25 protein-coding genes, 1 tRNA gene and 1 riboswitch are annotated in these 24358 nt (G+C 57.7%); of the genes, 17 read left to right on the top strand and 9 right to left on the bottom strand.

Annotation, left to right across the window (positions count from 1 at the left end):
- Positions 1 to 8: 8 nt before the first annotated feature.
- On the bottom strand, positions 9 to 338 hold the full coding sequence (locus tag L0U79_RS10105) for a lipid-A-disaccharide synthase N-terminal domain-containing protein (RefSeq protein ID WP_233842149.1): 330 nt from the start codon (positions 336 to 338) through the stop codon (positions 9 to 11).
- 134 nt (positions 339 to 472) lie between these two features.
- Here L0U79_RS10105 and L0U79_RS10100 point away from each other — a divergent pair.
- Positions 473 to 547 (top strand) — tRNA-Val (locus tag L0U79_RS10100).
- 78 nt (positions 548 to 625) lie between these two features.
- Here L0U79_RS10100 and L0U79_RS10095 read toward each other — a convergent pair.
- From L0U79_RS10095 to L0U79_RS10080, 4 genes are all read right to left on the bottom strand, one after another.
- Positions 626 to 979, bottom strand: a complete 354-nt coding sequence (locus tag L0U79_RS10095) for a hypothetical protein (RefSeq protein ID WP_233842147.1) — start codon at positions 977 to 979, stop codon at positions 626 to 628.
- 90 nt (positions 980 to 1069) lie between these two features.
- Positions 1070 to 2965 carry a CHASE3 domain-containing protein gene (locus L0U79_RS10090; RefSeq protein WP_233842145.1) on the bottom strand — a complete coding sequence of 632 codons (1896 nt, stop codon included), beginning with the start codon at positions 2963 to 2965 and terminating at the stop codon, positions 1070 to 1072.
- Between the two features lie 120 nt (positions 2966 to 3085).
- The gene (locus L0U79_RS10085) at positions 3086 to 3436 is read right to left on the bottom strand and encodes a response regulator (RefSeq protein ID WP_233842143.1); all 351 of its coding nucleotides are present in this window, start codon (positions 3434 to 3436) and stop codon (positions 3086 to 3088) included.
- 446 nt (positions 3437 to 3882) lie between these two features.
- Complete coding sequence (locus L0U79_RS10080) at positions 3883 to 4140, bottom strand: hypothetical protein (RefSeq protein ID WP_233842141.1); 258 nt, start codon at positions 4138 to 4140, stop codon at positions 3883 to 3885.
- A gap of 850 nt (positions 4141 to 4990) precedes the next feature.
- On the opposite strand from L0U79_RS10080, the gene L0U79_RS10075 reads away from it, so the two are divergent.
- From L0U79_RS10075 to L0U79_RS10065, 3 genes are all read left to right on the top strand, one after another.
- The gene (locus L0U79_RS10075) at positions 4991 to 5377 is read left to right on the top strand and encodes a response regulator (RefSeq protein WP_233842139.1); all 387 of its coding nucleotides are present in this window, start codon (positions 4991 to 4993) and stop codon (positions 5375 to 5377) included.
- 370 nt (positions 5378 to 5747) lie between these two features.
- Positions 5748 to 5963 carry a hypothetical protein gene (locus L0U79_RS10070; protein ID WP_233842137.1) on the top strand — a complete coding sequence of 72 codons (216 nt, stop codon included), beginning with the start codon at positions 5748 to 5750 and terminating at the stop codon, positions 5961 to 5963.
- A gap of 305 nt (positions 5964 to 6268) precedes the next feature.
- On the top strand, positions 6269 to 6769 hold the full coding sequence (locus L0U79_RS10065; RefSeq protein ID WP_233842135.1) for a hypothetical protein: 501 nt from the start codon (positions 6269 to 6271) through the stop codon (positions 6767 to 6769).
- Positions 6770 to 6799: 30 nt separating this feature from the next.
- Here L0U79_RS10065 and L0U79_RS10060 read toward each other — a convergent pair whose 3' ends face one another.
- Positions 6800 to 8281, bottom strand: a complete 1482-nt coding sequence (locus L0U79_RS10060; protein WP_233842133.1) for a glycine betaine ABC transporter substrate-binding protein — start codon at positions 8279 to 8281, stop codon at positions 6800 to 6802.
- Positions 8278 to 9048 carry an ABC transporter ATP-binding protein gene (locus L0U79_RS10055; protein WP_233842131.1) on the bottom strand — a complete coding sequence of 257 codons (771 nt, stop codon included), beginning with the start codon at positions 9046 to 9048 and terminating at the stop codon, positions 8278 to 8280. The genes L0U79_RS10060 and L0U79_RS10055 overlap by 4 nt, the downstream gene beginning before the upstream one ends.
- A 122-nt stretch (positions 9049 to 9170) precedes the next feature.
- On the opposite strand from L0U79_RS10055, the gene yccS reads away from it, so the two are divergent.
- The 12 genes from yccS to L0U79_RS09995 all read left to right on the top strand — a co-directional run bounded on the left by yccS (position 9171) and on the right by L0U79_RS09995 (position 20178).
- Positions 9171 to 11330: a YccS family putative transporter gene (gene yccS, locus L0U79_RS10050; RefSeq protein WP_233842129.1), complete on the top strand. Its 2160-nt coding sequence runs from the start codon at positions 9171 to 9173 to the stop codon at positions 11328 to 11330.
- Positions 11331 to 11456: 126 nt separating this feature from the next.
- A riboswitch (molybdenum cofactor riboswitch) is annotated at positions 11457 to 11595 on the top strand.
- Positions 11587 to 12570 (top strand): GTP 3',8-cyclase MoaA, encoded by a 984-nt coding sequence (gene moaA, locus L0U79_RS10045; protein ID WP_233842128.1) that lies wholly within the window; start codon positions 11587 to 11589, stop codon positions 12568 to 12570. It overlaps the preceding riboswitch by 9 nt.
- A 3-nt stretch (positions 12571 to 12573) precedes the next feature.
- Positions 12574 to 13575, top strand: a complete 1002-nt coding sequence (gene moaCB, locus L0U79_RS10040; RefSeq protein ID WP_233842126.1) for a bifunctional molybdenum cofactor biosynthesis protein MoaC/MoaB — start codon at positions 12574 to 12576, stop codon at positions 13573 to 13575.
- Positions 13572 to 14822: a gephyrin-like molybdotransferase Glp gene (gene glp / locus L0U79_RS10035; RefSeq protein WP_233842124.1), complete on the top strand. Its 1251-nt coding sequence runs from the start codon at positions 13572 to 13574 to the stop codon at positions 14820 to 14822. Before moaCB ends, glp begins: the two co-directional genes overlap by 4 nt.
- Positions 14819 to 15079 carry a MoaD/ThiS family protein gene (locus tag L0U79_RS10030; RefSeq protein ID WP_233842122.1) on the top strand — a complete coding sequence of 87 codons (261 nt, stop codon included), beginning with the start codon at positions 14819 to 14821 and terminating at the stop codon, positions 15077 to 15079. The genes glp and L0U79_RS10030 overlap by 4 nt, the downstream gene beginning before the upstream one ends.
- 11 nt (positions 15080 to 15090) lie before the next feature.
- Positions 15091 to 15597 (top strand): molybdenum cofactor biosynthesis protein MoaE, encoded by a 507-nt coding sequence (locus L0U79_RS10025; protein WP_233842120.1) that lies wholly within the window; start codon positions 15091 to 15093, stop codon positions 15595 to 15597.
- Entirely contained in the window at positions 15581 to 16150 is a 570-nt protein-coding gene (locus L0U79_RS10020) for a molybdenum cofactor guanylyltransferase (RefSeq protein WP_233842118.1), read from the top strand. Before L0U79_RS10025 ends, L0U79_RS10020 begins: the two co-directional genes overlap by 17 nt.
- The gene (locus L0U79_RS10015; RefSeq protein ID WP_233842117.1) at positions 16147 to 16503 is read left to right on the top strand and encodes a hypothetical protein; all 357 of its coding nucleotides are present in this window, start codon (positions 16147 to 16149) and stop codon (positions 16501 to 16503) included. Before L0U79_RS10020 ends, L0U79_RS10015 begins: the two co-directional genes overlap by 4 nt.
- On the top strand, positions 16500 to 17399 hold the full coding sequence (locus tag L0U79_RS10010; protein WP_233842115.1) for an extracellular solute-binding protein: 900 nt from the start codon (positions 16500 to 16502) through the stop codon (positions 17397 to 17399). Before L0U79_RS10015 ends, L0U79_RS10010 begins: the two co-directional genes overlap by 4 nt.
- A 42-nt stretch (positions 17400 to 17441) precedes the next feature.
- Positions 17442 to 18209 (top strand): ABC transporter permease subunit, encoded by a 768-nt coding sequence (locus L0U79_RS10005; RefSeq protein WP_233842113.1) that lies wholly within the window; start codon positions 17442 to 17444, stop codon positions 18207 to 18209.
- On the top strand, positions 18209 to 19228 hold the full coding sequence (locus L0U79_RS10000) for an ABC transporter ATP-binding protein (protein ID WP_233842111.1): 1020 nt from the start codon (positions 18209 to 18211) through the stop codon (positions 19226 to 19228). The genes L0U79_RS10005 and L0U79_RS10000 overlap by 1 nt, the downstream gene beginning before the upstream one ends.
- Positions 19229 to 19512: 284 nt before the next feature.
- A complete protein-coding gene (locus tag L0U79_RS09995; protein WP_233842109.1) occupies positions 19513 to 20178 on the top strand; it encodes a transposase in 666 nt (221 codons plus the stop codon).
- A 67-nt stretch (positions 20179 to 20245) separates the two neighbouring features.
- Here L0U79_RS09995 and L0U79_RS09990 read toward each other — a convergent pair whose 3' ends face one another.
- On the bottom strand, positions 20246 to 20575 hold the full coding sequence (locus L0U79_RS09990) for an Imm58 family immunity protein (protein WP_233842107.1): 330 nt from the start codon (positions 20573 to 20575) through the stop codon (positions 20246 to 20248).
- A complete protein-coding gene (locus tag L0U79_RS09985; RefSeq protein WP_233842105.1) occupies positions 20572 to 22875 on the bottom strand; it encodes an RHS repeat-associated core domain-containing protein in 2304 nt (767 codons plus the stop codon). Before L0U79_RS09985 ends, L0U79_RS09990 begins: the two co-directional genes overlap by 4 nt.
- A gap of 997 nt (positions 22876 to 23872) precedes the next feature.
- On the opposite strand from L0U79_RS09985, the gene L0U79_RS09980 reads away from it, so the two are divergent.
- Positions 23873 to 24340: a hypothetical protein gene (locus L0U79_RS09980; RefSeq protein WP_233842103.1), complete on the top strand. Its 468-nt coding sequence runs from the start codon at positions 23873 to 23875 to the stop codon at positions 24338 to 24340.
- Positions 24341 to 24358 lie beyond the last annotated feature (18 nt).

Below are 24358 nucleotides of genomic sequence, written 5' to 3'. Positions count from 1 at the left end.
AAAACCGACTACACCTCGTCGCCCGTTGCAGAGTCCTTCTGATGACGCATATGCACGACGAGGTTGTAGACCGATACGAACACCGGGAAGAAATTGGAAAGAATGCCTACCGAGTCGTTCTTGCCGAACACGAAATACGCGAGCAACAAGGCGCTGCCCGTTACCGACATCCACCAGAACGACAGCGGCATCACCACGCGCTTGTACTTGCGCGTGTAATACAACTGCACAAACCAGCGCCCGGTAAACATCAGCGTGCCCAGAAAACCGATGGCCTTCCACGTGGTCAGGTGGAAATGCTGCAGCGACTGCAGGATGTGCGAGAGGTCGAAATGCATGGGGCAGCCGTCTGGCGAAGGGGAACGGGGCATTCTAGCCGCCTGACGGCTACAAAAACCCCCGAAAGGCAACGCATCCGCTGCCCAACGGTTGACGTTTTACCCCATGATCCGTATAGTTGCGCGTTCTCGGCGGGCGGTTAGCTCAGCGGTAGAGCACTGCCTTCACACGGCAGGTGTCACAAGTTCGATCCTTGTACCGCCCACCATCTCGATTTAAAAAAAGGCCACCTACGGGTGGCCTTTTTGTTGCCCGGCGCGGCGTCGATTCGCCATTCATCGACCCGCTATTGCTGCTGTTGTTGCGTGTCGCGGCAACGCTCTTCGTAGTGATAGGTCGTGGGCGGGGTCATGCGGTTTTGCCCCACGCTTTCGCTTCCATAACCGCTACCGGATGTGGCACCGCTTGTTGCGGCATCCAGGTCCCTTCCGCCCGCCTGGGCCGCGCCGAGTTGAGCGCTGGTTGCCGCGCCGGACGATGGGTCCACCGTTTGATGGCTGACCGTGGAGGGATTCGGCACTTTCACGCGACGGCAGACTTCGTGCGTGCCACCTACGCCTGTGCCCTGCATACTTTGCGCGGCGGCGATACCGACGCTCGAGAGCATCAGCAAACCCATCAAACCAATCTTTACGTTCACTCGCCTATTCATAGGCTCACCTGTCGATCGTCGAGAGTTGCATTATTTTTCTGCAACTGTGAGGGGCGAGTCATCGCTGCGTGACAACGTTCAGGCTGCGTCTTCGTTGGGACCCTGCTGCGCGTGATGATGCGGCCATTCATGCGGCGAATTCGCCACGATCGCCGAGCGCAATTCCCGCGACAGATCGTCCACCGTAAATGGCTTGGTGATAAGCCGCACGGTGGGATCCAACACGCCGTTGTGCACGATGGTGTTGCGCGGATAACCCGTCATAAATAACACCGTCATGTCCGGCCGGCTGCCGCGGATATCGTCGGCCAGTTGTTTGCCGTTGGTTCCGGGCATCACAACGTCGGTCAACATCACATTGATCTTTCGATCCTTCGCCAACAGCACGCGCGCCGTATCGGCGTTGTCCGCGGCAATCGCGTCGTAGCCCAGATCCTTCAATACGGAAACCACGAAATTCCGTACGTCGGCATCGTCTTCGACGACCAGCACTTTTCGATTCGGTACAAACGACGGCGCCTTGACCGGCACATGCTTGGGCTTTTCGTCAACTTTCGACATGTCCCGCGGCAGATAAAGTTTTACCGTCGTGCCCAAGCCAGGCTCGCTGTAGATCTTTACGTGACCATCGGATTGCTTGGCGAACCCGTGCACCTGACTGAGTCCCAAGCCAGTGCCCTGCCCGACTTCCTTGGTGGTGAAGAACGGATCGAACACTTTGTTCATGACTTCGGGCGGCATGCCGCAACCGGTGTCCGTCACCGCCACCATCACGTACTCGCCAGGCGTCACGTCATTGTGCATGTCGGCGTAGGTGCGATCCAAAAAGACATTGGCGCTTTCGATCGTCAGCTTGCCCTTGCCATTCATCGCGTCACGCGCGTTGACCGCCAGATTCAGAATCGCGCTTTCCAGCTGCGGCTTGTCGATAAACGCGCGCCACAATCCGCCGCCCTGCACAATCTCGATCTGAATGTTTTCACCCAAGGAACGGCGAAGCATCACGGCGACATCGTGCACGCATTGATTGACGTCCGTGCCCTTCGGTTGCAAAGGTTGCTGGCGAGAAAACGCGAGCAAGCGCTTGGTCAACTCCGCCGCGCGGTGAGCGCCGTTCAAAGCATTGCTGGCGAGAGTGCGTTGCAGGTTCTCGTGCTCGGGAAGTCGCTTGATCAACATCTCAAGGTTGCCCACGATAATCGCGAGCATGTTGTTGAAATCGTGCGCCACGCCGCCGGTCAGCTGACCCAGCGCCTCCATCTTCTGCGCCTGCCTCAACTGAAGTTCGGCAGCCTCGCGCTGCACGATTTCTTCTTGCAGAGCCGTGTTTCTATCGTGCACCGCGTTCGCATCGCGCCGCGCCTTCAGCACCACAATAAAGCCGAGCGCACCCGCGAGCAGAATGACCACCACCGTCGCGGTCGTCAGTAACGTTCGATGCAAAGCGGCCGCCGCATTACGATCGTGCAGCATATCCAATTCCGCGCGGTCGAAATCATTAACCAGATAACGAATGCGCTGCATCATGTCGCGGCCAAGATTGGTTTTCATCAGCCACATGGATGCACCGACATGCCCGACCTGGCGCTGGCGCACCGTCGTGGACAACTCATCCATCTTGTCGGCGATCAACGGATACAGTTCGTCCAGCTGTTTTTGATGGGTGATGCCGCCATCGGTCAGCTGCCGCAGCTGACCTTCCAAAATCGGCAGTTGCGCCTTGGCTCGATTGAACGGTTCGAGATAACTCGCATCGCCCGTTAAGACAAACCCGCGCTCTCCCGTTTCCGCCTCTTGCAGCGTATTGAGAAGTTGCTCAACGGTTTGTCGCACCGTCATGGAGTGTTCGACCAGACGGTCTGCACTCATGCTTGCAAACGCGGCGACGATAACTAACGTGCATACGCAGAGCAACAACGCGAATCCACCGATGAGTCCCAAGCGAATGCGTGCCTGCGCTGATTCGTGCTCCATCCAACGAGTCCTTGGTCGGATTCGGAGCAACGGCAAGAGCTTTCACACTCACAAGCGCTACCCCAAATCGTGACGGCAATGCATGGAATCAATCCGTTGAGCATCCATCACCGGTTAGGGTTACGCGTACGCCGTGATGACATCCAACAGCGTCTTACGGTCGAAGGGCTTAGCGAGATACTTCATCCACGATTGCATCTCTTTCTCGGGTGGCTCGCTGGCGCCCGACATGAGGATCAGAGGGCATTTCAATCCGTCCTCGTACATTGCCATGCCCATTTCAATACCGCTCATGCCTTTGTTCAAATTGAGATCGGTAAGCACTACGCCGATGTCCGGTCGCAGGGAGGCGACTTGCAGGGCTTGCTCGGAACTGTTGGCCGCTACGACTTCGTAGCCAGCATCCTCAAGCATGAACGCGGTCACTTCGAGCACGTCGCGATTGTCGTCAACGAGCAGAACAGTCTTCATGCCTATCTCCACCCGAGCATTATTGGTATGAACGATCCATCGAACGGTATTCGCGCGCCACACAATGGACAATGAATATGTATCTAGCCCGTGAACGATAACGAAAACAAAAGTCGACGATGTGAATACGAAGTCAAGGCTAAATCATGCGTTCATCAACAGATAGTGCCAGTCGGCAGCGATTGACCATAAGCGCATGCGCGACGCATCGACCGTTTGAGCGTCGTCCATCGCGACTCACGTGCGCCTTGCGAACGGTTAGTTGGAATACCGCGTCGATTAGCCGCCGCATTGCACGGCGATAGGCATTTATACAAACGAAGGCAGCGGGAACATGAATGTTCACGCTGCCTTGTGCTTTTACTCGTTTAAACGATCGAAGCGCGCAGACCGACGCGCACCTCCTCAGAGGAGGCTATGCGATCGCCAAGAGACGGTTCTGACCGTTAATGTCCAGCTGTCGATGGCGATGCCGGGGTCGACGGCGAGGAACTGGTGCCGCTCGATGCAGGCGGCATCGCAGGCGACGCCGCGGTCGAAGCCGGCGCGGGAGTCTTGTTAGCCGAAGCCGGTGCTGCAGGCGCTGCGGCCGGCGGCGGGGTGCTTCCGCCCTGCGTTCCGTCGTTGCCGCCGCTGGGGTTGCTGCATCCGCCAATAGCCAAGCCGATACAGGCTACTGCGATACCAAGTGCCGTGCGATTCATGGTTTTCTCCTGACGTGACATGTTTTTTCGCGTCGTGACGAATAGATTGCAACCGACTGCAAGTAGCCCTCAGCGAGAGCGCTAAATTTTCAGCGAACGATTGCAAGCCCCAACAGTGATCCCCTTGTATGCAAGACTTTGTGGAGCATTTGTCAACAAATTGTTTAGAAAATGGAATAAATGCCAACAAAGAACTCGCCAAGCCCTGTAAGACGGGGTTTTAGCTGAACAAACTCCTATCGCATGTACTTTATTCACCCACTCGTTCTCAATTGAAATGCAGCTAAATCCATAACCCGCGCAAATCAGATTTAGCGCCCACGCTCCTCGCACCCGGCAAATTAGCGTAAGTCGCTCGCAAGCCAAAGCATGTTTGGCAGTCCGACAGGCAACCCTTCCTCGTCATTGTGCACGAACCCAAAATACCCCACTGCGCACGCATTGACGCTCGTCTTTATCTTGCGCCTTCGACCCGTAGCGACTGCAAACCAAATCGAAGTCGACATCGATTTCCTATGCACGATGCAGCACAAGTAGTTTCGATAGAGTGAAATCGCATTCGTCATCCGTGCACGGTATTCATTGCATTCACGATGTCGTTCATCCATTTTCATGCGCATGTCGCACAATGAAAAACATCTTGCAAGCACTGCATATCGCGTCATTTAAGGCGAAAGCAAAACAAATGCAGCACATGCATCATCCGCAATATCGCTCGAAGGAATGACGAAATTCATTCATCGAATCGCCATGACATTCATCAGACACATGTCATTCATGCTTGAGTCACAGCGATAGTGAATGATGCGTAGACGGGGATACAGGATGCCGTGCACGATGGAGAATGCGAATGCACGTGCTCGTCGTCGAAGACAATCCGGACACCAGGGATCTGCTCCACCAAGCGCTCACCAACGAAGGTCATGAGGTTTCCCAGGCCCGAGGTGTCACTGACGCCCTGCGCCTTTCGGACATGCACCCCGACATCGACATTGTCGTTGTCGACATAAACTCCACGCATCAGAACTCTGTTGTGCAGATTGCGCAGCAAATGCGCCGTTCGCTACGCCATGGCAAGTACGTCCTGGCATCCGGCGATTGGGATGCGATCGAGCCGTTCTGCCAAAGAGACACCATCGTATTGCGCAAGCCCTACGGGAAAAACGACCTTCTTCGCGCGGTCGATCGCTGCATAGATCGTATGGATTACACCGAACAAGTACGGCGTCGCGCGTAAAACTTTGCGCATGAAACCGGGCGACGGTTTAGTTTCTGGCCACCCGACACATGAGACAGGCGTGTCGACAACTCTCGTTCATACGATTCTGCATGAGCCTGAATAGACTCCCATGTTGCATGCATACCGATCTCAAAACCCAAACTGATTTGCACCGAAAAACAATGTGGTTACATTCGGTTGCCCTATCGTTGACATATCTCGTTGCAAGTTATCGTCAACGGCATGCATAGGCTTCAGCCAATTTCCCGTGCGATGACGCAAGGAATCAAGGTCAGCAGTCCGCGCCGCCGAGAGATCGCTTGGCATCGTTACCCCATGCCGATCGCAGACGCCTACAAATCAAGCTTAACGACCGGGAGACCCGTTCATGACGACAACGTTGGATAAACCGCTACGACGCGAAATCGACATCGAAGGACAGGCTTACACCGTGGTGCTTGATGCCAAAGGCATCAAGATCACGCGAAAATCGCACCGCAAAGGAACCGAGCACAAATGGAACGACCTTATTGGCGATGACGAAGAATCGACAGCAACGTCCTTTGCACCGCCGATGTCAAACGCGCACGATGGAAATGGCTAAAGCCCATCTCAACATTCGATAAACGGAACGCATCGATGCCCCCCGTCGTCCCCGCCATGGCGGGGACTGCGCGACTCTCCAGATCCGCGCCTCATTCTTCGTGACCCATCGCTCTTCATTTGCGCACATCACGCTGAACTCTCTGACTCTGAAGTGACGACAAACGCATGTTCGTGCGCAGCGCTCCAGCTCGGCGCCTGCATCCGTTCTGCGCAGCATCCACGTCATACATCCCGAACTCGGTCACCTTCGAGTTAAGCTCGAAGGACTAGAGTGATTGTGCAAAGCAATTCGGGAGCACGATCATGACCGAGCTTGTCGTTGCATGCTTTGATACGCAATTCGAAGCCAACTCGGCCGCCGAGAAGTTGTTATCGCGAGGACTTCAGCGCGACCAAATCGTATTGACGTTCGACGAAAGCATCCAAAGCGTTCCTTCCAGCTCCAGCGCACCGACAACCGTGATATCCGACGTGAGCCATACCGGCTCGTTCGATACGAGCGCCGGACAGAAAAAAGAGCAAAGCGGCCATTCTTCGCCGGAAAGGCATGAAGCGCCCGATCCCACTCTGATCGGTCACACCACGCTGGTCATCGCGCTGCATGGCGAAATGTCAATGGACGAAGTCTGCGCGCTGTTGGACGATGCCGGAGCAAGCTCCGTCAATTCGGAAGAGCACCAAGAGTCGCGCACCGAAAACGCGTCGATGTGGCCTTCAGTTGGAAATGCGTCGCGCGAAGATGTCCAGCGCAGCATCGATGCAGCGAAACGCGGAGCAAACCTGAGGTCTCGCCGCCCGCGTTAGCATCAACTATCGCAATTAACTAACCACGAATTATTGTCGCGCCTCAAGTCGCATACCGCGCGGCGTTAGCCACCGCTCCACACCTTCGAACAAACCTTGCACAAGCAAGGCCATGCACGCGGCGGGTATCGCCCCCTCCAAAATCAGCCCAATATCGTCCAGCCGAATACCAGTGACGATCGGTTGTCCGTAGCCACCGGCGCCAATCAACGCGCCCAGCGTCGCGGTGCCGACGTTGATCACGGCAGCGGTTTTGATACCGGCAAGAATGGAGCGCATCGCCATCGGCAGCTCTACGCGGCGCAACCGCACGCCGCGCGGCAAACCCAGCGCAGCCGCGGATTCGCGCAGATCTGGCTGAATGCCGGCAAGCCCCGTATACGTATTGCGCACGATCGGCAGCAAGCTATACAGAAACAGCGCCGCGACCGCTGGCCACGTGCCAATGCCGAACACGGGAATCATGAAAACGAACATCGCCAACGACGGAACCGTTTGCAACACGCCGCTGGCAGCCATGATCAGGTGACCAAGCCGTTTGGAACGCGCGGAAAACACACCGAGCGGCACGGCGATCAACATGGCGGCGATCAGCGATACCAACACCAAACGCAAATGTTCGAGGGTGCGTTGCCACAGCCGCCCTACCATGCCGCTGCCATCGCTATCGGGCTGCACGCCCAGAAAGTCGGCGGCGACGACGGTTTCTTTTACGCCGTGCAATTTCACCATGGCGTTCATTTGCCGAATGGCGTCTACATCGATCCGACCGGCCAGTTTGTCCAACACCTCGACAAAAGCTGGCGAGCGTTGCGTCAAATCGAGTCGATACAGATACACCGCGTCATAGCGCGGGAAATAATGCTTGTCGTCATCGAGCGTACGAAGGTGGTAATAAGGGATTTCCGCATCGGTGCTGTAGAGATCGATGGCGTCCACCGCATTGCTTGCCAGCGCGCGATACGACAGCGCGTGATCCAGGCCGCGCACCTGCGTCTGCGCAAGCCCGTAACGCTGGCGAAGACCCGGCCAGCCATCGCTGCGATCCATAAATTCGTTCGAAAAGCCGAACCGCAATTCCGGATGCGCGACGAGATCCGACAAACGCCGAATGCCCAGTTGCGCCGCACGATCCTCGCGCATGCCGATGGCGTAGGTGTCGTTGAATCCGAGCGAATCGGTGATGCCGATGCCGAGCGGCTTGAGCGCCGCGCGCAGCGTTGGGATATCGGCGTCTGGCGCGACGTGTTTCAGCAGCTCGTGCGTAATCGTGCCGGTGTATTCGGGATAGGCGTCGATATCGCCGTGTTGGAGTGCGCTCCAAAGAATCGCCGTGCCGCCAAGTTCACGCTGGTGCAGCGCCGTTACGCCGTTTTGCCGCGCCGAAAGTCGTGCGATTTCTCCCAGAATCACGGATTCGGTAAATTGCTTGGAGCCGATGCGTATCGGTGCCGCGCACACCCATACAGGCAGGCATAGCAGCAGCACCGCGAGCAGCCACGCATGCTTCATGGCGATAACCCTCGCAAGGTGCGAGGCGCTTCCACGAAACGTGTAACGAACGGATCAGCAGGATGCTCGCAAAGATCTTTCAATCGGCCGTCCTGCACGACCTTGCCGTGACGCATCAGCACGATGCGATCGGCGAACCACGCCGCTTCGGCAATATCGTGCGTAACCACGACGACGGTTTTCCCCAACTGCTCGAAGATGGCTTTCAACTCATCCTGCAATTCGTGCCGGACTATCGGATCGAGCGCGCCCAGCGGCTCGTCCAGCAGCAACGCATCGGGGTTGAGCATCAGTCCGCGCATCAACGCGACGCGCTGGCGCTGGCCGCCTGACAACTCCACCGGATAACGCTCCAATACGCTTGATGGCAGGTGGGTCAGCGCAGACAATTCTTCCGCACGCTGACGAATGCGGCCCTTGCTCCACCCCAGGTGATGCGGCAATAACGCCAAGTTACCCAGCGCCGTCAGATGCGGAAACAAACCGCCTTCCTGAATCACGTAACCGACCCGCCGGCGCAGCGACAGCACCTGCGCGGGCTCAAGTACCTGTCCATCCACGCGAACCTCGCCGCTATCCGGCCATTCCAGACCGAGCAGCATGCGCAGCAGGGTCGATTTGCCGGAACCACTACTACCGATCAGCGCCACCGTATGGCCAGTGGGAAAGCGCAGCGAGACGTTGTCCAGCGCCGTAAACGTGCCATAGCGCTTGCTGACGCCACATAGCTCGAACGCTTCGGAGGAGGCGTTGTTGGTGGTCGGCATGGGGATTGATGACGATGAGGAAGCATCAATCTAACCCATGCCCGCAGAGCAATGCGCATCATGTGACCCCATTCACCTCGCGCAGGGCTAAAATGGTGCGAAGCAGCATGTAAGCTTGCCCCATGCCCTCCAGCATCTCCCTACTCCACTATTGGCGCCGTTTACGCGGCTCGGATCGGCTTGCCGAATGCCAGCGCGTGTTGCTCGCGCTGGGCGGGGTCATCGTGTTTTGCCTCTGGCGCGATCATGTGGCGGCCACGGTTCCTGCGATGCTGGGCGTCATCGCCTGTGCGCTCGCCGAGACCGAGGATCATTGGCGCAGCCGCTTCGGCGCCCTGCTTATCACCTTGTTTTGCTTTGCCGGCGTCGCGTTCGCCGTCGAATGGCTACAGCCTCACCCGCTGGCCTTTGCCGTCGCGATGCCGGTCATCACGTTCGTGTTGGTGATGCTGGGTTCGGTGAGCCCGCGATACGCCACGATCGCAGGCGGCACGCTGATCCTTGCCATCTACACCATGCTCGGCGCGGACCAGCCGGCGCCACTGACAAACCCGCTTAGCGAACCCATGCAATTGCTCGCCGGCGCCGCCTGGTATGGCGCACTTTCGCTGCTGTGGAGCGTGCTGTCGCCGCAACTCGCCGTGCGACACGCGCTCGCCCGCGTCTTCGACGCCTTGGGCGACTATTTGGAAACCAAATCGGCGCTCTTTACCCCGGTACAGGGGATCGACCGCGATGCGCTGCTGCTGACGCTGGCGATGCAGAACGAGCAAGTGGTCGATGCGCTGAACGATACGCGCATCGTGCTGATCGATCGCATCGGCATGCGCCGCCCTCGCGGCGCTACCGCGGCGCGTCTACAGCTCTATTTCAAAGCGCAAGACATCCACGAACGCATCAGTTCCTCGCATTATCCGTACCCGGAGCTGGCCGACGCGTTCTATCACAGCGATGTGCTGTTTCGCTGCGAGCACATGTTGCGCCTGCAAGCCCAACAGTGTCGCGAACAAGCCCACGCGCTGCGGTTGCGCACGTCACTGCCAAACGCCACCGATTTGCACGCCGCGCAGAACGATTTACGCGCGGCTATTTATGCCGTGCGCGGCGCGTCGCAAACCTCCGAACAACTTCTCCGTTCGCTCGACGCACTGCTGCGTAACATCGGGGCCATTCAAACGCTACTGGACAATGAAGGCGCCCCGACCGCCCCGCTGGACAACAACGAAAGCGCATTGCAAAACCCAGGACCGCAATCGCTGCGCGAAGCATGGGATCGCGTCACCATCCAGCTTACGACACGGTCGTCGCGATTCCGGCATGCGGTTCGCCTTGCCGTGGCATTGATGGCCGGCTATGCCGTCTTGCATATCGGACATATGCGTCACGGTTACTGGATTCTTCTAACTACGCTGCTAATTTGCCAGCCAAGTTACGGCGCCACGCTCGCACGCATGCTGCAACGCATATCGGGCACCGTGATGGGCGTGGTTCTTGGTTGGGCCGTTTTGCATCTGCTGCCCGCAACGCCCTGGCAATGGTTGCTGATCGTGCTTTCGGCCGTGATCTTTTTCGCAGCGCGATTGCGGCGTTACACACTTGCCACCGTGTCCATCACCGTGTTCGTCGTGCTTTGCTTCAACGAAGCGGGCAACGGTTACGAAGTGATGTGGCCGCGACTGCTCGACACCCTGATCGGCGCCGCCATCTCGGCGTTGGCGATCTATCTTGTGTTGCCGGACTGGCAGGGTCGCCAACTCGATCAGGTGCTCGCCAACACGCTGCGCAATGATGCCCGCTATCTGCAACAAATCATCGCCCAATACGTGCACGGTAAGCGCGACGATCTTGCTTATCGCATCGCACGACGCGAAGCGCACAACGCCGATGCCACGCTCAGCGGAATGCTCGCCAATATGCTGCGCGAGCCGGGCAGACAACGTCGAAACCATGAGGATCTGCTGCGCTTTCTGACCATCGCCCACACCATGCTGGGGCATATTTCCGCACTGGGCGCGCATCGGCAAGAGATTGAAAGCGCGCAAGCACGCGACACCGTGACGCTGGCCGGCAACCTGATCGTGACCCAGTTGGAGTACCTGGCCGATACCCTGCTAGCCACGACACCCGTCTCGTCACCGGACGACGAGGCCGAAAAAAGCATGACGCCGCACGCAAACGGCATAAACGACGAAACGGCGCGTTTGGTGCTCGGTCAGCTTAGCTTGATCCAGGCCCATCGGGATCGGCTGGCCAGCGTGGCGCGGGATATCCGAAACAACTGAGCGAACGTCAAATTCGGCGTTTTAGGCAGTACGGAGAAGATAAGCCCGATCTGATGGCGTTAAAGCGTTCAATCTGTTCAAAATCTCATGGACGTATCCCCCTAATCCGGGGATAGTTACAATGCGTTGTAACCACAACTCCGAGGCGTCCGGCCTACGGTTCCCGCAAGGGACTACGGCTTGGCGTCCGTGATCGAAGATCACCAGGGTAAGCGCGGAAACGCGTTTGCCTCCCGGCTTGGAAAGGAGCAAAAACATGTCCCCGCTGGCAGACCGCTATGGCCGCCGGTTTCCGTATTTACGCTTGTCGGTGATCCCTGCGTGCAATTTCCGTTGCACGTACTGCTTGCCGCACGGCTATCACGCGGATACGAAAGCGCCGTCCGCGCTTTCCCTGCCGGAAATAACGCGCCTGCTCCGTGGCTTCACCGAAATGGGCATGCACAAGCTGCGCATCACCGGCGGCGAACCCAGCGTGCGTCACGATCTCACCGAGATTCTACGCACTGCCGCTGCGGTACCCGGCATCACCAAACTCGCCATGACCACCAACGGCAGCCTGCTCACCCGCCGACTGCACGAGTGGATGGATGCTGGCCTCAACACCATCAACGTCAGCGTCGACAGTCTCGATCGCGCCACGTTTGCGCGCATTACCGGTCATGATCGGCTCGACGATATCTTGCACGGCGTCGATATGGCGCTGGAGGCCGGCTTATCATCGGTCAAGCTCAATGCAGTGCTGTTGCGCGATGTGAACGACAACGCATTGCCGGAATGGCTGGATTATTTGCGCGATCGGCGCGTCGGCGTGCGCTTTATCGAACTGATGCAAACCGGCGACAACCTGCCGTTCTTCCGCGATCACCACGTGCGCGCCGAAACGCTGGAAACGCAATTGCTCGAATCGGGTTGGCAAGCACTTCCACGCGCCGTCGACGCCGGTCCCGCACGCGAATACCGTCACCCGGATTACGCCGGCCGCATCGGCATCATTGCGCCCTACTCCAAAGATTTCTGTGCAGGTTGCAATCGCCTGCGCGTCACCGCAACAGGTGACTTGCGTTTGTGCCTGTTCGGCGAATTCGGCATCCCGCTGCGCCCGCTGCTCCAGTCGGACGATCAGATCGACGACCTGGTGCGCGCCATCGGCGGTCAGATCGGCCGCAAAGAGCAAGGACATTTCCTGCACGAAGGCCGCACCGGCATTACTCCTCATCTTGCGTCTACCGGAGGCTGATCCATGCACGAGCGCGAGGAACGCGCCCACTTTCATATGGCGGATGTGCGCCATAAACGCGTAACTGCACGTCGCGCTGTGGCAGTCGGAGAATTGAGCGCAGGTGCATCAGCCTTTGCGCAAATCGTCGAACGCCGCCTACCCAAAGGCGACGCCATCACCATGGCGGAAATCGCTGGGCTGCAAGGCGCAAAGAACGCATCACAACTGATGCCGCTTTGCCATCCGCTGCCGTTGGAATACATCAATCTGCGTTGCGAGCCGATCGACGAGCGCCATGCGATTCGCGTGTATTGTGAAGTCGCGACATTTGCGCGCACCGGCGTCGAGATGGAAGCGCTCGCGGGCGTCAGTGCGGCGTTACTTACGCTTTACGATCTGACTAAGCCGGTGGAACCTGCACTGTCTTATGGCGGCGTGCGTTTGCTTTTCAAAGAAGGCGGCAAAAAAGGCTTGTGGATGCATCCGGAAGGCATGAGCGAAGCGGAGCGCGATCACTACAAACCGCGCGCGATGGCCAAGCTGGATACCATCACCGCGGCTGTCATCACGCTCAGCGATCGCGCCAGCCGCGGCGATTACACGGACACCGCAGGTCCACTGTTGGTGGAACGCCTGCGCGAACTCGGCGCGGTCGTGGACGATGCGGAATTGCGTCCCGACGATCCGGAACCGCTCGCCGCGCGCCTGCTGCAACTTTCTTCCGTCGGCATGCGCTTGATTCTCTGCACGGGTGGCACCGGCCTTGGTCCGCGCGACCGCACGCCCGAAGCGTTGGAAATGATCGCGGATCGACACATCGACGGTATCGGCGAGCTTTTCCGCAGCGAAAGCAGCCAGCACACCACGATGGCCTGGCTTAGCCGCGCAAGCGCCGTGCTGGTCGGCACCACGCTGATCATCGCGCTACCCGGTAGCGCCAAAGCGGTGGCGCAAGGCATGGATATCCTTGCGCCGATCCTCGCGCATGCATTGAGCATGGCCGAGGGCGGAGGTCACGGATGAGTCAGGACACGCTCGCTTACGAACAGGCGTTGCGCATCGTGCTCGATGCAAGCGCAAGGCGCGGCACGGAAGAGTGTTCGATCGCGACATGCCTCGGTCGCGTATTGGCCACCCCTATCGTCAGCGCGGTCGACTTGCCGCCGTTCGACAATTCCGCCATGGATGGTTTTGCGTTGCGCGGTGCATCCACGCTTCATGCCGGTACGGAACTGGATGTTGAGGGTGAACAAGCCGCCGGCGATGGCATTCGCCATGCCCAGTATGGCGCGTGGGAAATCATGACTGGCGCACGCATGCCCGACGGTCTGGACCGCGTTATTCCGGTCGAGCAGACAGAACGATTGGCGTCTGGCGCACGCGTTCGACTATTGGCGGATGTCGCATCCGGACAAAACGTGCGCACGGCGGGTTCCGATGTCGCTCGCGGCGAAAACGTGCTCGATGCCGGCACCGTTCTGCAGCCGCAACATGTCATGTTGCTTGCCGCGCTTGGCGTGGCGAAGGTACCGGTCGCAGAGCGCCCGCGCGTCGCCGTGCTCTGCACGGGGCGCGAGTTGGTCGACGATCCTTCGCAAACCTTGGCGTCCGGCCAAATCCGCAATTCCAACGGCCCCTTTCTCGCTGCGCGCCTGCCCTTGGCAGGCGCCGAAGTCGTGCATGTCGAAACGGTGGGCGACGATGCCGTCGCGTTCGAATCGGCTTTGCATCGCGCGTTGAATGCGGGCGCCAAGATCATCGTCACCAGCGGCGCTGTGTCGATGGGCCGCTACGATTTCGTACCGCAAGCGCTGGAACGTCTCGGTGCGAAAACGCTCTTTCATAAAGTGGCGATACGCCCCGGTAAACCGCTGCTGTTTGCCCAGCTTCCCAACAACGTATTGCTCTTTGGATTGCCCGGCAATCCGATTGCGGTGGCGGTCGGCCTGCGATTCTTTGTCGAGCCGGCATTGCGAGTCATGCTTGGCATTCCATCGGAAACGCCGCGACGCATCCCCTTGAGCAAGGCATACAGCAAGAAACCGCGTCTGCGTTTTCACCTCAAGAGCCGCATGCACATCGACGCGGAAGGCCGTCTTGCGGTGGAGGTGCTCGACGGCCAAGAGTCTTACCGCATCCGTCCGCTGGCTGACGCCAATGCTTGGGCAGTTGTGCCGGCCGACGTCGATGCCCTACTCGCCGGCGCGTTGGTGGATGTTTACGGCGTCGGTCATTTCGAATTTCCATTGCCGTACGAGGCCACGCCATGAAAGTGCGCATCGCCTTGTTCGGCGCCTTACGCGATGCGGACGCACGCGGTTTCATTGAACTGGATGCACCCGACGTGTGCACGATTGCGACTCTGCGCGATCTGTTGCGCGAGCATCTTCGAGAACATGCTCCGCATATCAGCGCAAACCTCGTGCAACGCTCCGCGTTCGCCAGCGACGATGAAATTCTGCACAACCACCGCACGCTTCCCGACAACGGAAAGCTGGCGATATTGCCGCCAGTGAGTGGAGGCTGAGAGATACGCGCATGACAGATCTCTACACAGCGGTTGTCGATATAAGTGAAGCGGCGCTGGACCCTGCGACAGCCCTGGATTTTGTTTCCGATCCACGCTTCGGCGGCATCGATATCTTTATCGGCAAAGTGCGCGAGCACAATCTCGGCCGTATCGTGACCGGCATCAGCTACGACCTGTTCGAGCCGTTGGCGCTGCGCACCTTCGAAGCGATCGATGCGCGCGCCCGCGCGGAAATCGGCGGACCTATGAAACTGTACATCGCGCACGCCAAAGGCGATCTGCGCATCGGCGATGTAGCCGTGATCGTCGCAGCCGGCACACCGCATCGCGACGAAGCGTTCCGCGCCTGTCGTCTTGCCATCGAAGCGGTAAAGCACGAAGCGCCGATCTGGAAACAGGAACACTACATCGACGGCGACAGCGCCTGGAGCGAAGGTTGCTCGTTATGCGATGAACAACGCGAGGCCGAACACGCCGCCACCCTGCGCGGAGACGTGCATGACCACAGCCATTGAGCCAGCGCGCTGTATCGGCGTAGTGCTCGCTGGCGGGCTTTCCTCGCGCATGGGGCGCGACAAAGCATTGCTTCCATGGCATGGGCGGCCGTTGATCGAACATCAAATCGCGCTGCTGAAAGCGGCGGGCGCGAACGAGGTGAAAGTCAGCGGCAGTCGTCCCGACTATCACGGCGTCGCCGATCTCGTTCCTCTCGCCGGCCCCATCGGCGGTATCGCTAGCATCGCGGCGGCATGCGACGACGGCGATCTGCTCATCGTTCCAGTCGATATGCCGCGGCTGCAGGCATCGTTGCTGCAACGCTTGCTCGATGCCGAGCGCAATGCCGCGTGTGCGCGGTTCGTTAATCGTGTTCTGCCCATGCGTCTTCGGCTGAATGCGAGTAGTCGAGGCGCATTGAATGCGTTGATCGTTGCAACCGACAAGCGCGACCGATCGCTGCGAGCGCTGCAAGAACGGATCGGCATGGTTGAAATCGCTCTTTCCGACGACGAGGCGAAGCAGTTGATCGACTGCAACACGGAAGAAACCTGGCAGGAGGTAATTGCATGAGGGTGCAACTGGAGGGCCAAAGCTTGCGACTTCGCATCGACGAAGCCGAACTGGCTCGGCTTTTGTCCGGCGACACCGTACAGAATCGCACCACGCTTCCCGATGGACGTATCGAAACGCAGGGACTCCGCCTCACCTCGAAAATCGCATGGCGCCGTGACGACGCGACGTGGCTGATCGATCTGCCCAGTGCCGAGGTGCGCGCGCTAAGCGAACGCCTTCCCTCACGCGATGGACTGCAGTTCTCGCTTCCAACCCCGCACGACGACGCATTAGAAATACTGTTCGACATCGATGTTCGCGACAGCACGCGCAAACGACTGCACAAATCGTCAGAAGGAGAACGCTCTTGAAGAAGTGGTCGCTGCTTGCTGCCTTTCTGAGTCTGATCGGCGTATGCGCCTACGCACAGACTGCTCCCGTGTTGCGCGTCGCCTACGCCGGCTCCATGGGCGTGGTCATGGACAACGCTGTCGGCCCCGATTTCGCCAAAGCGCATCAGGCCACGTATCAAGGTATCGGCCAAGGTTCATATGCTTTAGCGCGCCTGCTGGCTGCGCATCAATTGCAAGCAGATGTTTTCGTCACCATCACGCCAGGCCCCATGCAGGTGCTTAAGCAAGCCGGACTGGTAACGGCCGGCACGCCCGTAGCCAGCACGCAGATGGTGGTGATCTACAGTCCTCACAGCCGATTTGCTCACGATTTGGATGCCGCGTCGCATGGCCAGAAAAAATGGTACGACGTATTGAGCGAATCCGGCATTCGTTTGGGACGCACCGATCCCGCAGTCGATCCGCAAGGCGCAAACGTGCTGCTGGCCTTGCAGCTCGCCTCGAATTACTACCACAAGCCCGATTTACTAAAAGCCATCACCGGATCGCCGCAGAACCCCGCGCAGATCTTTACCGAGCCATCGCTCATGTCGCGACTGGAAGCCGGACAAATCGATGTCGCTATCGGTTACCTGAGCGCGGCGCAGTCGCATCATCTCCCAACGATCGCCCTGCCCGATGAAATCAACCTTGGCAATCCGGATATGCAAGCCCCGTGGTACGACCGCGCATCCGTCGCGCTGCCAAATGGCAAGACGTTGCATGTGCAGCCATTGGTTTTCTACGCCGGCGCGTTGACCAATGCGCAACAGTCTGACTTGGCACGTGCGTTCGTCGACTACTTGCAAAGCTCTCAGGGACAAGCTTTGTTGCGCGAGCACGGTTACAGCGCGCCGCGCGGAAACAGTCTATGAATTCGCTTTACACTGTAATCGGCGCGTCCAAGAGTCGTGCGGATGAGCAACGCTAAAGCGCAACTTCCAGTATGGGTGAGCGGCGTAACACTGCTGCTTTTGATCGCGCCCTTTGTCGGGCTTGCGCTGGGTACGCCGTGGCATCAATTCGGCTTTGCCGATGGGGACGGTAGCGCCATTGGCGTTTCGCTTATTTACAGCATCGTCGCCCTCGTCTTGATAATCGCGCTCGGTACGCCACTGGCATGGTGGCTTGCGCGTTACCCCATTCACGGCCGATGGTTGATCGATGCGCTGCTGCTTCTCGCGCTGCTGACGCCGCCGCTCGCGATGGGTTTGTTGTTGGCGTCCATGTATGGACCTTACGGCCCGGCGGGCAGTCTGCTCGAACGCGCGGGGCTGGTGCTAACCAACTCCGCGCCCGCATTTGTCATGGCGCAGTTTTATAGCGCGCTCCCCTATTACGTAATCGCCGCACGAGCCGCATTCGAAAGCGTGCCGCGCGAATTGGAACAGATCGCATTGACGCTGGGGCATTCGCCGTGGCGTAGTTTTCTTCACGTCAGTCTGCCCCTCGCACGACTGGGATTGGCGGCGGCAATTGCGCTGGCTTGGGTGCGCGCACTGGGCGAATTCGGCGCCGTGCTGATCGTGGCGTATTACCCGCAAGGCATCCCGGTAAAGCTGTGGGTGAATTTGCAGAACATCGGATTAAGCGCGGTGTATCCGCTGCTGTGGGTCTTCTTTATTGTCGCCATGCCCTTACCTTTGCTGGTTGGCTTGGCCGCGCGCCGCAGGCATTTGTTCTGATGCGCATCGAGTACCGTATCGAACACCCCATCGCGTTAAGCGCGGCCTTCGACGTCGAAGGTTTTACCGTGTTGTTGGGCGCAAGCGGCGAAGGCAAATCACTTTTGCTTCGGGCGATTGCCGGTTTGACGCCAGCGCAAGGCGAGCCATTTTCCGCCATGGCTGCGCAACATCGCGCGGTAGGTTATCTGCCACAGGGGTACGCGCTGTTTCCGCACCTCAATGCGTGGCAGAACGTCGCCTTCGCATTACGTGGCGCACAGCGACGCGCTCAAGCGATGGCGCTACTCGAACGCGTGCATATGGCGGAATTTGCCGAACGCTACCCGGCGACCTTGTCCGGCGGACAGCAGCAACGCGTCGCGTTGGCACGCGCCATGGCGCGAAGGCCGCAATTGCTGCTACTGGACGAACCCACGTCCGCGCTGGACCCGGTAACGCGCGACGATGTCATCGCGGAACTGATTGGCGAAGTCCACGAGTTCGGCATTCCCACGCTGGCCGTAAGCCACGATCCGCAACTCGCCGCCGTGGCGGATCGGCTAGTGTTGATGCACCACCGACGCATCATTCAAATCGGTCCACCAGACCTTGTTTACGCAAACCCCGTCAACGGAGCAGCCGCTCGACTGCTAGGGCATCGCAATGTGCATCGCGGAAGAATCGAAGGCGCCCCGGGCGCACGCCGGCTGATATGGCAAGAAGGTGCCGTCGCTTTTCCGCTCGACGGCCAGCACAGTGCGAATGGCGACGTCGATTGGACCATCGACCCGGAAGCCATTCGCCTCGTCGATGCGCGAGATACGTCGATCGATGCGATTCCTGCATCAATAGAAGTCAAGCACGTGATAGGACGCATCACCCATCTAGGATTTCGCTGCGGCCAGGGACGCCTATGGGTATCTACCTCCGGCCAAAACTCCATCCCCGAATCGCCTGCCCTGCATCTTCCTGCTGACGCTATTCGGTGCTGGGAGCGAAAAAGCGATGAGCGTGTGACCGACAAGACGCAGCGATAAAGTGCGAGAGCCCCCAACGGTTAGATGCCACCAGCCAGGATCGGCCGGACCAAAAACGCCAAATCACACGATGAAAGCGCACTCTGAAAACTCATGTCGCCGCCTCCCTCGCGAAGAGGTACGTTCGAGACCACCACAGTTTCGACGATCGCTCAGCGACAGGAGGCAGCGATGTCACTTTACGCAGCTATCGACCTTCATTCCAGCAACAGTGTGCTGGCGATCATGGATGATGCGGGAAGGCCGTGTTCCAAAGCCGGCGCACGAATGATTTACCCTGCATCTTGGCCGATCTGGCCCCGTACCAAAGCCAAATCGTCGGGGTGGCGGTGGAGTCCACCTATAACTGGTATTGGCTCGTTGATGGGCTGATGGACCGCGGCTACGTCGCGCATCTGGTGAATGCCGCCGCGATCCCGCAATACGACGGTCTCAAACACGGCGATGATCACACCGATGCCATGCACCTGGCCCAACTGATGCGGCTAGGCCTCTTACCGGAGGGCTACATCTATCCGCGTGAACAACGCGCCACGCGCGATCTGCTGCGACGCCGCTTTGCGTTGGTACGGCAGGCTGTTCGCATGATGCTCTCGATCCAATCCAGCTTCAGTCGTAACACCGCCAAACAACTGTCGAGCAATACCTTGCGCCGGTTGCCGCCGGCGCAATTGGAAGTGCTGTTTCCGGATCTGGCTACACGCTATGGCGTGCTGATCCAGTTCAAATTGTGGCTGACGTTGCAGGATCACATTGCCGTTCTGGAACACTGGGTGCGCAAAGACCTTGCGCATCCCGATCAGCTGCGGCGGTTACAAAGCGTGCCCGGCATCGGCTCCATTTTAGGTATGACGATTCTGCTCGAAAGCGGAACCATCGAGCGCCTCGATTCGGTGAGCGATTACGCCTGGTATTGCCGTATGGTGGAGAGCGTTCGGTTATCCGCTTGACGCAAGCGGCGAAATGGTGCCCCCTGTTTCACTCCTTATCGAAGAACGGGGTCGCCATTTCTGTTCTCTACAGGACTTTTACGAGCTTGCCATCTTTAAATTCGAAGCGAACCCCGTCCAGATATATGGTGTTTGTCTCTGGGTCCCGCTTTAAAACAAGCGGCTCATCCGTTCGCGATACAACATAAGCTTTTAGTTTTGGCATTAGTTGCTCTTCAGTTAAACCCGACCATTCGTGCTCGACTATGCTCGCAAGTAACGCGCTGTGCTTAGCACATTGCTCCGTACTGGCGTCAAGGTATGTGCGAGTCACGCCTTGGTCAAACACACGATACGTCAAAACGGCACAAGCTAAAGCAAGCAATATCGTGGTCACTTTCCACACTTTCGTACTCATTGCCCTGCTCCAAAAGCTCGGTTTGAAAAATCGCGGCATTGATTTGATGACCACGGTTTCCAACTATATTTCGGTCTGTTTTTGTCCTTAGCATAATCTTGGGCATATTTATTGACTTTCTTTGCGTCTGGTTCTGCGCTGCAGACCAGCATTGCCTTGCTACCTTCTCCATACCTTTTGGAAAGATATTTACTCAAAGCATCCATTGATTTTTGCGTTGGTAACTCAGTTTTTGGATCCACATCTACATCTGGAACAGGCCCCCGTCTCACATTTCCATCTTCTTGAGAAAGCTTTGCTCCAATGACGCCAGGGTCTGCCGGCGAATAGCGCCCATATTCATAGTATTGCGTCTCACCAGATGAATCGAAACTCAGAATTGCCCCATGCCCCCCAAGGTGGCTAGACCTAAAGCCGAATCCGGTATCTATTGGGTAATCAGGGTACAGCACAGTACAAGCTCCAAACCCAAGAGGGTCGAAAAGGTCTAACGGGTTGTCATCGACGTACGCATATGTGCTGCTTTGACCACCAAACATACCGAGTGTGTCGCTTTCGATGTATCTACCTAGATTGGGGTCGTAGTCACGATTGACGTTGTAATTCAGGCCTGTTTCCGCATCTGCGTATTGCCCCTGGAATCTCGGGTTGTAGGTGTATCCATTGCTCGTAGGTGACTGCTCACCCCATGCGTTGCCTTGATATGCCCAACTCCACTCCGTATTACCGCTGCTGTCAGCAATCGCTCGTGGTGTTCCGAGTTCGTCTGCGGTGACATACGCAATGGAGCTCGTCGTCCCTTGCGTGTCGAGATTTGCGACCGGGATGCCGTCGAGATACACGTACTCTCGGTTCGTCGCTCCGTATTCGCTGAGCAGCTGACTGCTCGGTCCGTAGTTGTAGCGCTCCGTGGTGCCATTGGCAGTTTTGGCAACGCGTTCGCCCTCGGCGTTGTAGGTGTAGTTAGCGACCGTGCTCTGGTTGAGCTGCGCGAGCGTCATACGGTTGCGCGCGTTGTACCCAAAGCCGTACGTGCTGCCCGCTTGCGAGATCGCCGTGGTGTTGCCATCGGCATCCACTGTTCTTGCCGCATTACCCGTCGCCACGAGCTGATGCGTGTTCGGGTTGTAGCTGTAGGCGCCCGTCGCCAGGCCGCTGCCGGTCTTGCTGAGGCGATCACCGGTGGGGTTATAGGTGACGCTCTCCAGCGTGCTGCCATCGGCTTCGGTGATCTGGGTTAGTCGATACAGCGGATCGTAGCTGTAGGTTTCGGTCGCCGGATTGGCGCCGGCGCTGTTGCCGATGGCGGTGATATCGCCCATCGCATCGCGGGCGACGTGCAGCGTGAAGGCCGGGCTGACCAGGTCGGTGAGGCGGTAGTTGGCATCGTAGGTGCGGGTGATCGCTTGGCCGTTACCCAGGGTGTAACCGCTGATGGGGCCGAATGGTTGATACGTTACATTACTCGCCACCGTGGTGGCGGTACCGCCTGGGGGCGTGATGCTGACGCTTTGGATTCTGCCATTGCTATCGCGGGTGTAGGTGACTTGAGCGCCGCTTGGATAAGTGATGCTCTTCAGGCGCCCGGCGGCGGTGTAATCGTAACTGGTGATATCAACCGTTGCCGTGGTGCCGAAATCATTAGCGCACTCCATGCCTGTAGGGCAGTTGCCGAAATTAGGCGCTTCGGCACCGATTGGGCTCGTGATGGATTGGCTCTTGCGGGTGACGCGACCTTGCGTGTCGTAGCAATACGCGGTGGTGACGGCGTTCTCGACGATGTGGGTTAAATGACCGATCGGGTAGGACGTGCTGCAGCCCGTCGCGGTGTTGGGTTCGTCGTAGGTGTAGGTGATGTTTTGGGTGCTGTCGGTGTAGCTGGCACTTAGACGGCGGTTTTGCGCGTCGTAGGTGTAGGTGACGGTGTTCTGGTTGGCATCGGTGCCGGTGAGGACGTTGCCGGCGGCGTCAAAGGTGCGCGCGGTGACGCCGGTGTCGGGACTGGTGAGGGTGGTCGGATCAGACAACCCATCGTATTGATAGGTGGTGGCGAGACCACTGGGATCGGTCACCTGGGTGAGGCGATCCAACGCATCGTAGGTATACGTAGTCTTGGTGTTGGCCGTTTGAGCGAACACGGGCGATGCACTCACGATCATCGTCAGGCCAACAACAAGGCTTATCCATGCTTTCCCGACGTACGCATTATTCTTTTCTGGTTGCAACAGCTCGTTTTGTTGTGGAGCGGCGCGCTCATTCATAACAGCGCAGACATGCATTGCGAAGTGCCCTTGATCCATGGCGATGTACTCCTTCAGTTCGTGCCCTGTAGTTGTCGAATGAAACAGGGGTAAGAGTCCACTATCTGTAACTCGAAATGCGGAATGTAAGTGCGCTGCGCCCCTTATTTTGCTTAGCTGCTCAATCCGACTAATTTGATCTGCGTCAAACAATCATTTTCCTTTTCAATCTGAAAAGGCCCAATAAGCGCTCTTTGGCTGCGCCAATTCGGAACACCATAGCCATCCTCCTTCATTACACTTTCATACACCTCGACCGGCACGGAGCACCGTGGTAGTGAAGTATTGATTATGTCCTGCATAAAACTTAGGGCATTTTTTTGTAGATGAACCTGCGACTTAAGGTCATCGACCTCTAGGGATCTATCTATAACAAGGAAGATCAAAAAAAATGTTAGACAGAGCGAGACAACCCTATAGAAGTGGAACAGGTATTTACTCATTTTATTAAACAAGCCCCGAAAGCGTCGTGAGCAAAGGTGTCGCACACGTTAAATTTGTGCTTACCGAATGGATTAATACTGTAAGGATATTTGGAGACGTTCTTCTACGTGTCCAAAGCAAATGCGATGATCTCGCTGGCATCCGCATCCTTCGAATAAATCGAGCTCACAGTTTTATCCCTGCCGAATTCCTTCGAAATTATTGCATTTATCGCCCGGAGAGACGCAACAGTCGGATTGCCACCACTGTCAAATTGAACAGTGCCAACATCGAACGGACCACGTACATCGCCATCTATCGAATAGCGCGATCGTAACTGTAGAACAGCGCGGATTTGCGCCGAACCCACCTTGTTCAATCGCTTCCAACTCCCCGACTCAACAATAGGCGGCAAGCCGATAAACGAAGCTCGCCTACTAATTGGCGAGCCCCAATAGGGCAAAAACTGACAATGAAATCGGACAAAATCTTGCGGAGAAATCGTCTTTTGTTGTCCTCGTGGATTGCTTCATTCTGACGTTGAAGAATTCTTCCACACCGTAGAGGACACGTCATGTTTGCTCCTATTAGCCACCCTGTTCGAAAAATGATTCTTCCCGCTGTCATGGCTTTGAGCATGACGACAGTCGTCGCCGCACACCATGCCTCACCCGCCTCCGGGCTCGGTCAATCGTGGCCGAATGCGCCCGACGTCAGCACCAGCACACGTTGGCACGTATACCGGTTTGAACGGGATGGCATTCGATATATTCAGGTGAATGATTTGCAGGGCACGGTGCGTGCCGCCGTGGCGGAGACGCAAGGCGTTGCGTTTGCATTGCCAGTTGGTGTCGATGCGCAGAATGTCGCGTTCATCAACGACAGTGTGCCAACTGATTTAACAGAAGTGGCTTATCAGGACGAAAGTCTTATGGTAGCGGTGGAGTCGCAAAGTGATGGCACAATCCAAATTGCAATACAGATGGTGGCCTGCGAGCCTTCTAACTGCTCAGGTGGTCATATCGCTTCGCTAATTCAGTAGCCCCCAACGTTCCAAACC

This window comes from Dyella sp. 2HG41-7 (assembly GCF_021390675.1).
Taxonomy (GTDB): Bacteria; Pseudomonadota; Gammaproteobacteria; order Xanthomonadales; family Rhodanobacteraceae; genus Dyella_B.
Note: the sequence above shows the minus strand (reverse complement) of the source record. Positions and strands in the feature narration are given on the sequence as shown.

Coding starts and splice junctions, on each gene's coding strand:
- L0U79_RS10105 (WP_233842149.1), bottom strand. CDS start 338: ATGCATTTCGACCTCTCGCACATCCTGCAGTCGCTGCAGCATTTCCAC.
- L0U79_RS10090 (WP_233842145.1), bottom strand. CDS start 2,965: ATGGAGCACGAATCAGCGCAGGCACGCATTCGCTTGGGACTCATCGGT.
- L0U79_RS10085 (WP_233842143.1), bottom strand. CDS start 3,436: ATGAAGACTGTTCTGCTCGTTGACGACAATCGCGACGTGCTCGAAGTG.
- L0U79_RS10080 (WP_233842141.1), bottom strand. CDS start 4,140: ATGAATCGCACGGCACTTGGTATCGCAGTAGCCTGTATCGGCTTGGCT.
- L0U79_RS10075 (WP_233842139.1), top strand. CDS start 4,991: ATGCACGTGCTCGTCGTCGAAGACAATCCGGACACCAGGGATCTGCTC.
- L0U79_RS10070 (WP_233842137.1), top strand. CDS start 5,748: ATGACGACAACGTTGGATAAACCGCTACGACGCGAAATCGACATCGAA.
- L0U79_RS10065 (WP_233842135.1), top strand. CDS start 6,269: ATGACCGAGCTTGTCGTTGCATGCTTTGATACGCAATTCGAAGCCAAC.
- L0U79_RS10060 (WP_233842133.1), bottom strand. CDS start 8,281: ATGAAGCATGCGTGGCTGCTCGCGGTGCTGCTGCTATGCCTGCCTGTA.
- L0U79_RS10055 (WP_233842131.1), bottom strand. CDS start 9,048: ATGCCGACCACCAACAACGCCTCCTCCGAAGCGTTCGAGCTATGTGGC.
- yccS (WP_233842129.1), top strand. CDS start 9,171: ATGCCCTCCAGCATCTCCCTACTCCACTATTGGCGCCGTTTACGCGGC.
- moaA (WP_233842128.1), top strand. CDS start 11,587: ATGTCCCCGCTGGCAGACCGCTATGGCCGCCGGTTTCCGTATTTACGC.
- moaCB (WP_233842126.1), top strand. CDS start 12,574: ATGCACGAGCGCGAGGAACGCGCCCACTTTCATATGGCGGATGTGCGC.
- glp (WP_233842124.1), top strand. CDS start 13,572: ATGAGTCAGGACACGCTCGCTTACGAACAGGCGTTGCGCATCGTGCTC.
- L0U79_RS10030 (WP_233842122.1), top strand. CDS start 14,819: ATGAAAGTGCGCATCGCCTTGTTCGGCGCCTTACGCGATGCGGACGCA.
- L0U79_RS10025 (WP_233842120.1), top strand. CDS start 15,091: ATGACAGATCTCTACACAGCGGTTGTCGATATAAGTGAAGCGGCGCTG.
- L0U79_RS10020 (WP_233842118.1), top strand. CDS start 15,581: ATGACCACAGCCATTGAGCCAGCGCGCTGTATCGGCGTAGTGCTCGCT.
- L0U79_RS10015 (WP_233842117.1), top strand. CDS start 16,147: ATGAGGGTGCAACTGGAGGGCCAAAGCTTGCGACTTCGCATCGACGAA.
- L0U79_RS10005 (WP_233842113.1), top strand. CDS start 17,442: ATGAGCAACGCTAAAGCGCAACTTCCAGTATGGGTGAGCGGCGTAACA.
- L0U79_RS10000 (WP_233842111.1), top strand. CDS start 18,209: ATGCGCATCGAGTACCGTATCGAACACCCCATCGCGTTAAGCGCGGCC.
- L0U79_RS09990 (WP_233842107.1), bottom strand. CDS start 20,575: ATGAGTACGAAAGTGTGGAAAGTGACCACGATATTGCTTGCTTTAGCT.
- L0U79_RS09985 (WP_233842105.1), bottom strand. CDS start 22,875: ATGGATCAAGGGCACTTCGCAATGCATGTCTGCGCTGTTATGAATGAG.
- L0U79_RS09980 (WP_233842103.1), top strand. CDS start 23,873: ATGTTTGCTCCTATTAGCCACCCTGTTCGAAAAATGATTCTTCCCGCT.